The sequence below is a fragment of the Kineococcus sp. TRM81007 genome, assembly GCF_022669155.1.
GTDB lineage: Bacteria > Actinomycetota > Actinomycetes > Actinomycetales > Kineococcaceae > Kineococcus.
On the sequence record NZ_JALBVB010000044.1, the window covers coordinates 134,234 to 145,506 of the forward strand.

At 76.9% G+C, this 11,273-nt stretch carries 10 protein-coding genes and 1 pseudogene; 6 read left to right on the forward strand and 5 right to left on the reverse strand.

Going from position 1 to position 11,273, the window contains the following annotated elements; translation table 11 throughout:
* Nucleotides 1-34 precede the first annotated feature (34 nt).
* Together MN205_RS21750 and MN205_RS21755 are read left to right on the forward strand one after the other, a co-directional pair.
* Nucleotides 35-712, forward strand: coding sequence for an SRPBCC family protein (locus MN205_RS21750; protein ID WP_374115883.1), 678 nt, complete (start codon nt 35-37; stop codon nt 710-712).
* The gene (locus MN205_RS21755) at nt 709-1,098 is read left to right on the forward strand and encodes a helix-turn-helix transcriptional regulator (RefSeq protein WP_242126098.1); all 390 of its coding nucleotides are present in this window, start codon (nt 709-711) and stop codon (nt 1,096-1,098) included. Before MN205_RS21750 ends, MN205_RS21755 begins: the two co-directional genes overlap by 4 nt.
* Before the next feature lie 23 nt (nt 1,099-1,121).
* Here the strand turns inward: MN205_RS21755 and MN205_RS08160 are convergent, their stop codons facing one another.
* From MN205_RS08160 to MN205_RS08175, 4 genes are all read right to left on the reverse strand, one after another.
* Complete coding sequence (locus MN205_RS08160; protein ID WP_242126100.1) at nt 1,122-2,162, reverse strand: hypothetical protein; 1,041 nt, start codon at nt 2,160-2,162, stop codon at nt 1,122-1,124.
* Nucleotides 2,159-2,545, reverse strand: a complete 387-nt coding sequence (locus MN205_RS08165) for a PadR family transcriptional regulator (RefSeq protein ID WP_242126102.1) — start codon at nt 2,543-2,545, stop codon at nt 2,159-2,161. The genes MN205_RS08160 and MN205_RS08165 overlap by 4 nt, the downstream gene beginning before the upstream one ends.
* Nucleotides 2,546-2,620: 75 nt before the next feature.
* A complete protein-coding gene (locus tag MN205_RS08170) occupies nt 2,621-3,301 on the reverse strand; it encodes a response regulator (protein WP_242126104.1) in 681 nt (226 codons plus the stop codon).
* On the reverse strand, nt 3,298-5,889 hold the full coding sequence (locus MN205_RS08175; RefSeq protein WP_242126105.1) for a DUF4118 domain-containing protein: 2,592 nt from the start codon (nt 5,887-5,889) through the stop codon (nt 3,298-3,300). Before MN205_RS08175 ends, MN205_RS08170 begins: the two co-directional genes overlap by 4 nt.
* A 174-nt stretch (nt 5,890-6,063) precedes the next feature.
* Between MN205_RS08175 and MN205_RS08180 the strand changes: the two genes are divergently transcribed.
* A complete protein-coding gene (locus tag MN205_RS08180; RefSeq protein ID WP_242126263.1) occupies nt 6,064-8,451 on the forward strand; it encodes a glycoside hydrolase family 9 protein in 2,388 nt (795 codons plus the stop codon).
* A 65-nt stretch (nt 8,452-8,516) separates the two neighbouring features.
* Here the strand turns inward: MN205_RS08180 and MN205_RS22315 are convergent, their stop codons facing one another.
* The gene (locus MN205_RS22315) at nt 8,517-8,894 is read right to left on the reverse strand and encodes a MarR family winged helix-turn-helix transcriptional regulator (RefSeq protein WP_374115884.1); all 378 of its coding nucleotides are present in this window, start codon (nt 8,892-8,894) and stop codon (nt 8,517-8,519) included.
* Between MN205_RS22315 and MN205_RS08190 the strand changes: the two are divergent.
* The 3 genes and pseudogenes from MN205_RS08190 to MN205_RS08200 all read left to right on the forward strand — a co-directional run.
* Nucleotides 8,818-8,991: pseudogene (locus MN205_RS08190) on the forward strand (VOC family protein); the annotation flags it as partial. The gene MN205_RS22315 and the pseudogene MN205_RS08190 overlap by 77 nt on opposite strands.
* A gap of 82 nt (nt 8,992-9,073) precedes the next feature.
* Nucleotides 9,074-9,706 (forward strand): dihydrofolate reductase family protein, encoded by a 633-nt coding sequence (locus MN205_RS08195; RefSeq protein WP_242126111.1) that lies wholly within the window; start codon nt 9,074-9,076, stop codon nt 9,704-9,706.
* A 161-nt stretch (nt 9,707-9,867) separates the two neighbouring features.
* Nucleotides 9,868-11,271, forward strand: a complete 1,404-nt coding sequence (locus tag MN205_RS08200; RefSeq protein ID WP_242126113.1) for an ABC transporter ATP-binding protein — start codon at nt 9,868-9,870, stop codon at nt 11,269-11,271.
* Nucleotides 11,272-11,273 lie beyond the last annotated feature (2 nt).

Below are 11,273 nucleotides of genomic sequence, written 5' to 3' on the forward strand. Positions count from 1 at the left end.
CCCGAGCCTAACCTCCTTTCATAAGCTGAAACTTATGGAGGGAGTGGCCGTGATCCCCGATCCCCTGGCCGCGGCGGGCCTGGTGACCCGCGCGGTGCGCAGCTCCACCCGGGACGGCGCACCGACGAAGGTCGCCGTCGCCCACCGCACCTACCCCACCGGCGCCGAGGACCTGTGGAGCGCCCTGACCGACGCCGAGCGCATCCCCCGCTGGTTCCTGCCGGTCAGCGGCGACCTGCACGTGGGCGGCCGCTACCAGCTGGAGGGCAACGCCGGGGGCCTCGTCGAACGCTGCGAGCGGCCGCGGTCCTTCGCCCTGACCTGGGAGATGGGCCCGGCGGTGTCCTGGCTGCAGGTGCGGCTCGTCCCCGACGGCGCCGGCACCCGCCTGGAGCTGACGCACGAAGCTCCCGTGGACCCCGGGTTCTGGGAGGAGTTCGGCCCCGGCGCCGTGGGCGTCGGCTGGGACCTCGCCCTGGTGGGGCTGGGGCTGCACCTGGCGAGCGGAACGGCGGTGGACCCGGCCGCCGCCGCGGCCTTCAGCACCTCCCCCGAGGGCGTCGCGTTCGTCGAGCGGGCCGCCGCGGGGTGGGCCGAGGCCGCCGTGACCGACGGCGACGAGCCCAGCGGGGCGCGCGCGGCCGCCGAACGCACGACGGCCTTCTACACGACCGTCCCCGACGGCGCCGGCGAGGAGGACACCGGCGCGTGAGCGGGGACGTCTTCACCGCGCTCGGCGACCCCACCCGCCGACGGGTCCTGGAACTGCTCACCGCAGGTGAGCGCAGCGTCGGCGAGGTCGTCGCGGCGCTGCGGGAGCACGGGGCGATCTCCCAGCCGGCGGTGTCCCAGCACCTGGGGGTGCTGCGCACCGCCGGTCTGGTCGCCGTGCGCTCCGAGGGCACCCGACACCTGTACGGCCTCGACGCGTCCGGCGTCGGCGCGGCCCGGGAGTGGCTGGACCGGCTCGCGCGGGCCGCCGACCCCCTGGCACCGTTCGCGCAACCGCTGGACGCGCTGGCGACCGAGGTGGCGCGGGGCCGCCGCGCACGCCGGTCCACCGTCGCGGGCGACGAGCCGGACGAGCGCTCGGCCTGACCGGGGCCGGCGCTCGGCGACGGCTACGACCCGGCGGCCGGAGCGCTCGCGCGAGAACCCCGCCAGGCACCCACCAGGAGGGAGGCGGTCAGCGCGACGGCGGCCGCCCGCCACAGCAGCTCCCCGCCGAACCCCTCGCCGAGGGCGGTGTCGACGACCGTGGTGCCCCAGTAGAGGGTCAGCGCGCCGTAGAACCACGCCTTCATGCGCGAGCGGCGCCGCCGGGGCTCGTCGGAGCCCTCCACGAGCCGCAGGGCGTGCACCTCGGGCGCGCCGAACTCGTCCCGGGGGTGGGCGCTGCCGCTGTCGCGCCAGTAGCCGCGGGCCTCCTCCACGCGGTCGCGCACGTCGCCGCGGGTCAGGTGGAAGCGCCCGCGCAGGACGCCGGCCAGGCGCTCGAACCACTCCCCCGGGTCGCCGGTGGCAGCGCGCGCGTCCAGGGCTGCGGGGCGCTGCGGGAGCTTCAGCCCGGCCACGACCAGCGCGGCGGAGGCGAGCAGCACCAGCGGCACCGGCAGCTCCCCCAGCGCCGGGCGGTCCCGCAGCGCGTCGGCCGCGGCGGCTCCGGCGACCACGCCGGCGGCACCCGCTGCGGCCCACGCCCACCCTCGCTCCAGCCGGCCGTCGCGGCGCTCGAGCACGCCCCACGCGGCGCCGGTCCACCCGGCGGCGGTCGCGGCCAGCACGGCCAGTGCGGCGGGGGTGACGGGGGTCGTCCACCCCTGCGTCACGAGCAGCAGGACGCCGCCCAGGGAACCGCCCCAGCCCGCTCCCAGCAGGCACAGGGTCCAGCGGTCGCGCGGGGAGCCGCCGTCCAGGTCGACGGCGGCACGCCGCTCCACGGGCACGCGCTCGCGGGCGACCTCGGCGGCGTGCTCGTCGGCGGGGCCGAACAGCTCCTCGGCGGGCCGACCGGACTCCCGGCAGGCCAGCCGGGCCTCCTCGGCGGCCTCCTCGGCGACGGGAGCGGGCACGCCGTGCTCCACGGCGAGCCGCACCCGCAGGCGATCGCCCCACCGCTCGTCCTCGGGGCTCGGCCAGCGCTGCTGCACCGGTGCGCTCACGGGGTGCTCCCGTCCGCTCGTCGTCCCCCGGCGGCTGCGGCCGCCGGGGAGGTGTCGGGGGCCAGCAGGTCCGCCACGGCCGCGGCGAAGGGCTGCCAGCCGCGGCGCAGCGCCTCCAGGCGTGCGTGGCCGGCACCGGTCAGGGTGAAGACCTTGCGGCCGGGCCCACCGGCGCCCTCCTGCCACGCGGAGGTCAGGACCCCGTCCTGCTCCAGGCGGTTCAGCACCGGGTACAGCGCCCCGCCCTTGACGGGGCCGATGCCGGCGGACTGGAGCTGCTGGGCCACGGCGTACCCGTGGGCGCTGCCGCGCGCCAGGACCGCCAGCGCGCACGTGGTGAGCACGCCGCGCTGCCAGTCGGGGTTCCCGCCGTCCGCGTCCACCCGCTCATCGTGGCACCGGCTAGTCGAGATGTCGACTAGTCGGTGCCCGGAACACCGCCCGGCCCCGGGAGGCGGTCACAGCTCGAAGCGGTAGCCCATCCCCGGCTCGGTGATCAGGTGGCGCGGCTGCGCCGGCGCCTCCTCCAGCTTGCGGCGCAGCTGCGCGACGTAGACGCGCAGGTAGTTCGTCTCCCGCCCGTACGCCGGGCCCCACACCTCCTTCAGCAGCTCGGTCTGCGTGACGAGCCGGCCGGCGCGGGTGACGAGGACCTGCAGCAGGTGCCACTCGGTGGGGGTCAGCTTCACCGGCTCGCCGTGCCGGGTGACGGTGCGCCGCGCCAGGTCCACGCGCAGGGCGCCGGCCTCCACGACCTCCGGGGCACCGCCCTCCCCCGCGGCGCCGCGGCGCACGGCGGCGCGCAGCCGCGCCAGCAGCACGTCCATCGCGAACGGCTTGGTGACGTAGTCGTCCGCGCCGGCGTCGAGGGCGTCGACGGTGTCCGCGGAGGAGGTGCGGGCGGTGAGCACGATGATCGGCACGTCGGTCCAGCCGCGCAGCCCGGCGATGACGTCCAGGCCGTCCAGGTCGGGCAGCCCGAGGTCCAGCAGCACCACGTCCGGGTGCGTGCTCGCGGCGGCCTCCAGCGCGGTGGCGCCGTCGGGGGCGGCGGTGACGTCCCAGCCGCGGGCGGACAGGTTGATGGCCAGGGCCCGGCGCAACCCGGCCTCGTCGTCGACGACCAGGACGCGGCTCACCCGCCCACCTCCGCGGGGCGCCCGGGCCGGGGCGCCGGACCCGCGGGCGCGGCACCCGCCAGCGGCAGCGCGAGCACCATCGTCAGGCCGCCGCCGGGGGTGTCCTCGGCGTCCAGCCGCCCGCCGACGGCCTCGGTCAGCCCCCGCGCCACCGCCAGGCCCAGGCCCAGGCCCAGACCGGCGCCGGAGCGGTCCCCCAGGCGCTGGAAGGGGGTGAACGCCCGCTCCTTCGCCGCCCCGGGCAGGCCGGGCCCGTGGTCGACGACGAGGAGCTGGGCGCTGCGCCGCCCCTCCTCGACGGCCACGGCCCCCACGACCTCCACCGGTGCCCCGGCGCCGTGGCGCACGGCGTTCTGCACGAGGTTCGCCACGACGCGCCGCAGCAGGCCGGGATCGGTGGACACCGCCGGCAGGTCCTCGGGGAGCTCCAGCCGGACGCGACCGGGCGGGGCCTCGGCGACGACCGCGGGCACCACCTCGTCGAGGCCGGTCGCGACGAGGTGCGGCCGCACGACGCCGCTGCGCACGCGGGTCAGGTCCAGCAGGTCGTCGATGAGCTGCTGCAGGCGGTCGGCGGACTCGGCCACCGAGGCCAGCAGCTCCGCCTCGTCCTCCGGCCGCAGGGTCAGCTCCTCGTCGCGCAGCCCGTCCACGGACGCCTTCAGCGTCGCCAGCGGGGTGCGCAGGTCGTGCGAGACGGCCGTCAGCAGCGCCCCGCGCACCGCGTCGCCCTCCTCCAGGCGGCGCACCTGCGCGGCCTCGGCGCGCAGCCGCTGCCGCTGGCGCAGCGCGGCGATCTGCGCGGCGAACGCCTCCAGCACGCGCCGGTCGCCGGCGGCCAGCAGCCGCCCGCGCAGCGCGAGGGACGCGGTGGCGTCGACGACGACCTCCGCGTCCCCCTCGGCCGGCGAGGCGCACGGCGGGTCCCCGGACGAGGCGACGCACGTCCACGGCGCGGACGGGCCGGTGCGCTCCAGCCAGGACGCCGAGGTGACGGCGAAGGTGGTGCGGGTGTGCTCCAGGGCCTCGGCGAGCGGGTCCTCGGCGGCCATGACGGTGCGGGTCAGCACGGACAGCGCCTCCGTCTCGGCGCGGCTGCGGGCGGCCTGCTCGGTGCGGCGCGCGGCGCGGTCGACCGTGCTGGAGACCGCGAGCGCCACGAGGACGAACACGCCGAGGGCGACGGCGTTGGCGGGCTGGGCGATGGTCAGCCGCCCCGTCGGCTGGGTGAAGAACCAGTTCACCGCCAGGCTCGCCACGAGCGCGGCGGCCACGGCGGGGAGCAGCCCGCCGACGAGCGCGGCGGCGACGACCACGACGAGGAACGCCATGAGGTCGGTCGAGAGGTCCTGGCGCGGGAACGTGCCCAGCAGGGCCGTCAGCACCGCCGGGCCGCCCAGCGCGAGGACCCACCCGAGCAGCCGGCGCCCGCCCGACAGCGCCGCGCGCGCCCGCGGCGGCAGCCGCAGCCCGGCGGGCTGCTCCTCGTGGGTGACGACGAGCACGTCGACCGCCCCGGCCCCGCGCACGACGGCGTCGCCCACACCGGCGCGGAACAGCGCGGCCAGCCGCCCGTGCCGGCTGGCGCCGACGACGAGCCTGCTGGCGTTGACGCCGCGGGCGAACTCCAGCAGGGCGCCGGCCACGTCGTCGCCGACGACGCGGTGGTAGCTGCCGCCGAGGGACTCCACGAGGGTGCGCTGCTCGGCCAGCCGCGCCGGGGAGGTGCGCACCAGGCCGTCGCCGCTGGCGACGTGCACGGCGTGCAGCTCACCCCCGGCGCCGCGGCCGGCGAGGCGCGCGGCCCGGCGCACCAGGGTGGAGCCCTCGGGGCCGCCGGTGAGGGCGACGACGACGCGCTCGCGCGCCGGCCAGGTCTGCTCGATGCCCTGCTGGGCGCGGTAGCGCTCCAGGCCCTCGTCGACGCGGTCGGCCAGCCACAGCAGCGCCAGCTCGCGCAGGGCGGTGAGGTTGCCGGTGCGGAAGTAGTTCGAGCGGGCCGCGTCCACCCGCCCGGCCGGGTAGACGTTGCCGTGGGAGAGCCTGCGCTGCAGCGCCTCCGGCGTCATGTCGACGAGCTGGACCTGCTCGGCGCCGCGCAGCACCGCGTCGGGCAGGGTCTCGCGCTGCTCGACGCCGGTGATGTGGGCGACGACGTCGTTGAGGGACTCCAAGTGCTGGATGTTCACCGTGGAGACCACGTCGATCCCGGCCTCCAGCAGTTCCTGCACGTCCTGCCAGCGCTTGGCGTGGCGCGAACCGGGCGCGTTGGTGTGGGCGAGCTCGTCGACGACGGCGACCTCGGGGTGGCGGCGCAGCACCGCGTCGAGGTCCATCTCGGACAGCTCGTGGCCGCGGTGGTCGACGACGCGGCGCGGCAGCACCTGAAGGCCCTCCAGCCGCTCCGCGGTGCACCGGCGCCCGTGGGTCTCGACGACGGCCACGACGACGTCGGTGCCGCGCTCGGCGCGACGCTGCGCCTCGTCGAGCGCGGCGTAGGTCTTGCCGACGCCGGGGGCGGCTCCGAGGTAGACCCGCAGCCGGCCCCGGCGGTGCTCGTCGGGGTGCTCCCCGGGCCGTTGCTCCACCCGATGATGATGGCTCAGACAGCCCGGTGACCCGCGCCCGCCGGGGGCGGGAGCGACGACGCGGGAGCCGCGCCCTCGACGTGCGGGCCGGTTCGCGTTGACAACGCGGCCACTGCGAGGTGACTCTGTCCGCGCGCTGTGAGAGCGCTCTCAACGAGGAGGGACCACGTGCCGATGCACCCCGCGCGCAAGCGACGCGCCCGCGCACTGACCGCGGCCACCGCGCTGCTCGCCCCGGTGAGCCTGCTGCTCACCCCGACCGCGGCCCACGCCGCCGACCAGATCGTCAACGGCGCCTTCGACCAGGGCACCACGGGCTGGACGATCTACCCGAACCCTTCCGTCCAGGACGGCGCCGGCTGCGCCACCGTGCCCGCCTCCACCGCCGCCTACGGCGCGGCGATCCAGCAGGAGATCCCGCTCGTGGCCGGGGAGAGCTACAAGCTCACCTTCCGCGCCCGCACCACCCCCGCCACCGAGGGGCCGGTGCGCGTCGTCGTGCAGGGCGGCGCCGACGTGAACCACCAGCAGTTCTTGCCGGCCGACAAGCCCGCCTTCGCCTCGGCGTTCGGCACCCACGAGTACTACTTCACGGCCGAGCGCGACTACCCGAACGCCCAGCTGGCCTTCCAGCAGGACGTCGTCAACCCCGTCGGGTACACGCTGTGCGTGGACGACGTGGTGCTGGAGGGCGGAGCCGAGCGGCCGCCGTACGTGCCCGAGACCGGCCCGCGCGTGCGCGTGAACCAGGAGACGTACCTGCCGGACGGCCCCAAGGGCGCCACGCTGGTCACCGACGCCACCACGTCCCTGCCGTGGGAGCTGAAGGACGCGGCGGGCACCACCGTCGCGAAGGGGACGACGACCCCGCGCGGCGTCGACCCCACTGCGGGCCTGAACGTCCACACGATCGACTTCAGCCGCTACGCGGAGGGCGGCACGGGGTACGCGCTCGTGGCCGACGGCGAGACGAGCCACCCGTTCGACATCGGCGAGGCCGCCTGGGAGCGCCTGCGCGACGACGCGATGACGTTCTTCTACACCAACCGCAGCGGCACCCCGATCTCCGACGAGCTCACCCCCGGCTACGGCCGGGAGGCCGGCCACGTCGGCGTGGCGCCGAACCAGGGCGACACCGCGGTGCCGTGCCAGAGCCTGGACGACGACTCGCAGGAGATCCTCGTGGCCCAGGGTGACGAGCCCTGGACGTGCGACTACACCACCGACGTCACCGGCGGCTGGTACGACGCGGGCGACCACGGCAAGTACGTCGTCAACGGCGGCATCGCGGTCGCGCAGCTGCTGCAGCAGTACGAGCGCAGCCTGCACGCCCCCACCGCGGACCGGGGTGCGCTCGCCGACGGCACCCTGCGCATCCCCGAGGCCGGCAACGGCGTCCCGGACGTCCTCGACGAGGCGCGCTGGGAGCTGGAGTGGTTCCTGAAGATGCAGGTGCAGCCGGGCCGCCCCCTGGAGGGGATGGTGTTCCACAAGGTCGCCGACGTCGACTGGACCGGCCTGCCGCTGGACCCGGCCGCCGACCCGCAGCCGCGCGTGCTGTACCGGCCCTCCACCGCTGCGACGCTGAACGTCGCGGCGACCGCCGCGCAGGGCGCGCGCCTCTTCGCGGAGTTCGACCCGGCGTTCTCCGAGCGCCTGCTCGCCGCGGCCCGCACCGCCTACGCGGCAGCGCGGGCGAACCCGGAGCTGTACGCCCCGGCGCCCGACGCGACGCTCGACCCGAACCCGGGCAGCGGCCCGTACGACGACGACGACGTGTCCGACGAGTTCTACTGGGCGGCCGCAGAGCTGTACCTGACCACGGGTGAGCCGCAGTTCCGCAAGGACGTGCTGCGCTCCCCCGTGCACACCGCCGACGTCTTCCCGGCCGGCGGCTTCGACTGGGGCCACGTGGGGGCCCTGGGCCGCCTGGACCTGGCCACCGTGCCCAGCCGGCTGGGCAAGCACGAGCTGCGGCAGGTGCGGCGCTCGGTGACCGAGGCGGCCGACCGCCTCCTGGCCGCCCAGGCGACCCAGCCGTTCGGGCAGGCCTACGCCCCCGAGGACGGCCAGTACGCCTGGGGGTCGAACGCGCAGATCCTGTCGAACCTGCAGGTCCTGGGCACCGCGTTCGACCTGACGGGGAAGGACGCCTACCGCGACGGCGTGGTCCGCAGCACGGACTACCTGCTCGGGCGCAACGCGCTGAACAACTCCTACATCACCGGCTACGGGGACGTGTTCTCGCGGAACCAGCACTCGCGGATGTACGCGAACCAGCTGGACCCGGCGTCGCCGAACCCGCCGGCGGGCACGGTGGCCGGCGGGCCGTACTCGCCCACCGCCACCAGCGGTGACCCGATCACCGCGGCGCTGTTCCCCGACGGCTGCGTGGCGCAGTTCTGCTACGTCGACGACATCGGCTCGTGGTCGACCAACGAGATCACGATCAACTGGAACGCGCCGATGGCGTGGGTGGCGTCCTTCGTGGCCGACCAGGACTCCGGGTGCGACGCCGGGCGCGGTCACGGGCGCGGGCACGGCGGCGGCCACCGCGGCTGAACCCGGCCCCACCCCGCGACGCGCCCCGTCGCCCGGCACCGTGCCGGGCGGCGGGGCGCCGCGCGTCAGGGACCCTCGGGGCGCCGCTCGCCGAGAGCGGCGGTGCAGGCGGCGAGGTCCTGGCGCAGCCGGTGCTGCCCGGTGCTCCCGAGGGGTTCCAGCATCCGCCGTTCCACCGCGCGCACGGCGGCGCTCGCCGAGCGCAGCAGTTCGCGCCCGTCCGCGGTCAGCTCGGCGGGCAGCGCCCGGCCGTGCGGGGCGGTGCCGGGGCGGGTGACCAGCCCTCGCTCCTCCAGGCCGCGCAGCACACCGTTCGTGGCCTGGCGGGTGACGAACGCCCCGCGCGCCAGCTCGGCGTTGGACAGCCCCGGCCTCGGCGTCGCGCTGTGGCTGCGCGCCGACGACGCGCAAGAGCTGCACGACGACCTGGCCGCCGCCGGCACACCGATCCTCAGCACCCCGGTCGACGGACCGTTCGGGCGCACCTTCACCTTCGCCGACCCCGACGGCTACGCCGTCACGGTCCACGACGGCGCCTGAGCGCGGCGGGGCCCGACGATGAGTTCTCGCACCCGCGCCGGTCCCAGGGGCACGTGGTGGCGCAGGAGACGGAGGAGCAGCGATGAGGATCGTCGTCAGCGAGTTCAGCAGCCTGGACGGCGTCGTGCAGGCCCCGGGCGGGGCGGAGGAGGACACCGAGGGCGGTTTCACCCACGGCGGCTGGTCGATGCCGTACTTCGACCCCGAGGTGCTGGGCGGGGCGATCGACGCCCTCATGGGCGAGACGGAGGCGCTGCTGTTCGGCGCCCGCACCTGGCGGGCCATGGCCGCCGCCTGGCCCGAGCGCGGCGGGGACGGTGACGGGTTCACCGACCGCATGAACTCGATCCCCAAGCACGTCGCCTCGCGCACCCTCACCGCCGCGGACCTGACGTGGCGGGGCTCCGCCCTGCTGCCGGCCGACGACGCGATCGGCGCGGTGCGCCGGTTGCGCGAGGACAGCGGCGCCGGTGCCGGTGGCGTCCTGCAGGTGATGGGCAGCGCCTCGCTGGCCACCCAGCTGGCCGAGCACGACCTCGTCGACGAGTACCAGCTCGCGCTGGAGCCGGTCCTGCTGGGCGGCGGCAAGGGGGTCTTCCCCGCCGACGGGCGCGCGCGGCCGCTGGAGCTGGTGTCCGCGACGACGAGCCCCACCGGCGTGCTGGTGTGCCGCTACCGGGTGGTGCGCGACGGGGCCGCGCCCGGCGGAGCGTGACGACGTCTCCGTCACCCGCGCGCCCGGAGGTCCACCGGACGGTCGACCCCCGGTTCACCCCCGTCGGCCGGCGCCCCCGCCCGTCGAGCGATCCGCGGCGCGCCGCCGATCGCCAGCCTGGACGCGTCAGCGGGTTCGCGACGACGACGGGGGTGGGAACGGTGCCGGTGGTCCAGGTGCGGGGGCTGCACGAGGAGTACGGCTCGAGGGTGGCGGTGGACGACGTCGACCTGTCCGTGGAGGAGGGGGAGGTGTTCGGGGTCCTGGGCCCCAACGGGGCGGGCAAGACCACGACGGTGGAGTGCCTGCTGGGGCTGCGCAGTCCCGACCGCGGCAGCGTGCGCGTCCTCGGCCTGGACCCGGTGCGCGAGCGCGCCGAGGTGGTCCAGCGGGTCGGGGCCCAGCTGCAGGCCAGCCGGGTGCAGCCGCGGCTGCGGGTGGCGGAGGTGCTCGCGCTGTACGCGTCCTTCTACGCGCACCCGGCCGACTGGCGGGAGGTGCTGGAGCGGGTGGGTCTGGCGGGTGCGGAGCGCACCGCGTTCGGCGAGCTGTCCGGCGGTCAGCAGCAGCGCGTCCCCGTCGCGCTCGCCCTGCTGGGCCGGTCCGAGGTGGTCGTCCTCGACGAGCTGACCACCGGGCTGGACCCCGCGGCCAGGCGCGGGGTGTGGCAGCTGGTGCGGGAGGTCAACCGCGGCGGGACCACCGTGGTGCTGGTCAGCCACCAGATGGACGAGGTGGCGCACCTGTGCGACCGCGTCGCCGTCCTCGCCCGGGGGCGTGTGCGCGCCACGGGCACCCCGGACGAGCTCACCGCCGCCGGCGCTGACGACGGCGCCGGGCACAGCCTCGCCTTCCGCCCCCTGCCACCGGTGGACCACGGTGTCCTGGAGGCCCTGCCCGCCGTCCGGTCGGTGCGCCGCGACGGTGACCGGTGGACCGTGCCCGGCACGGCACGGCACGGCACGGCACGGCACGGCACGGCACGGCACGGCACGGCAACCGTGGCGCAGGCGGTGCTGGCCGACCCCGGCCCCCCGGACGTCGTCCTGCTCCAGGTGCTCCGGCTGGTCGCCCGGGGGACCGGCAACCGGGGGTGCGGGGCCCTTGACGCCGGGCACCGCCCGGGGTTCTCCTCGCAGCAGGGAGGGGTCGTGGACGACGGGTGCGGCGGTGCGCGGCGCGGCCCGAGCCTGCTGCCCACCACCTGGGGGGCGGCCTACGCGGCCACGGCACTCGCCGGTGCCGTGCGCGCGCCCGGCACGCTCCTCGCCGCCGCGGCCGTGCTGGGTGCCCTGCTGCTGGCGCTGCCGGCGCTGGCCCCGCCGGCGCTCACCGCGCACCCCCGTTCGCGTCGCGTCCTGCTGGCCGCCGCCGCCGCCGCGGCGGCCGTGGTGCCGTTCGTGGGCGGCGTCGAGGCGCTGGGGGCCGCCGGGCAGGTGGCCGCCGCGGTGCTCACCGCCGCGGGCGGCGCGCTGGCGCTGCGCGCGGCCGAGGGGGTGCAGCAGGCCCTCGACGAGACCGCACCGCACCTCCCCCGCCCCGGGTCCCCGCGCCAGGAGGCGTGAGG

What these genes read in the sequence shown, in the direction of transcription:
- MN205_RS08180 (WP_242126263.1), top strand. Translation starts at nt 6,064, where the DNA reads ATGCACCCCGCGCGCAAGCGACGCGCCCGCGCACTGACCGCGGCCACC.
- MN205_RS08195 (WP_242126111.1), top strand. Translation starts at nt 9,074, where the DNA reads ATGAGGATCGTCGTCAGCGAGTTCAGCAGCCTGGACGGCGTCGTGCAG.
- MN205_RS21750 (WP_374115883.1), top strand. Translation starts at nt 35, where the DNA reads ATGGAGGGAGTGGCCGTGATCCCCGATCCCCTGGCCGCGGCGGGCCTG.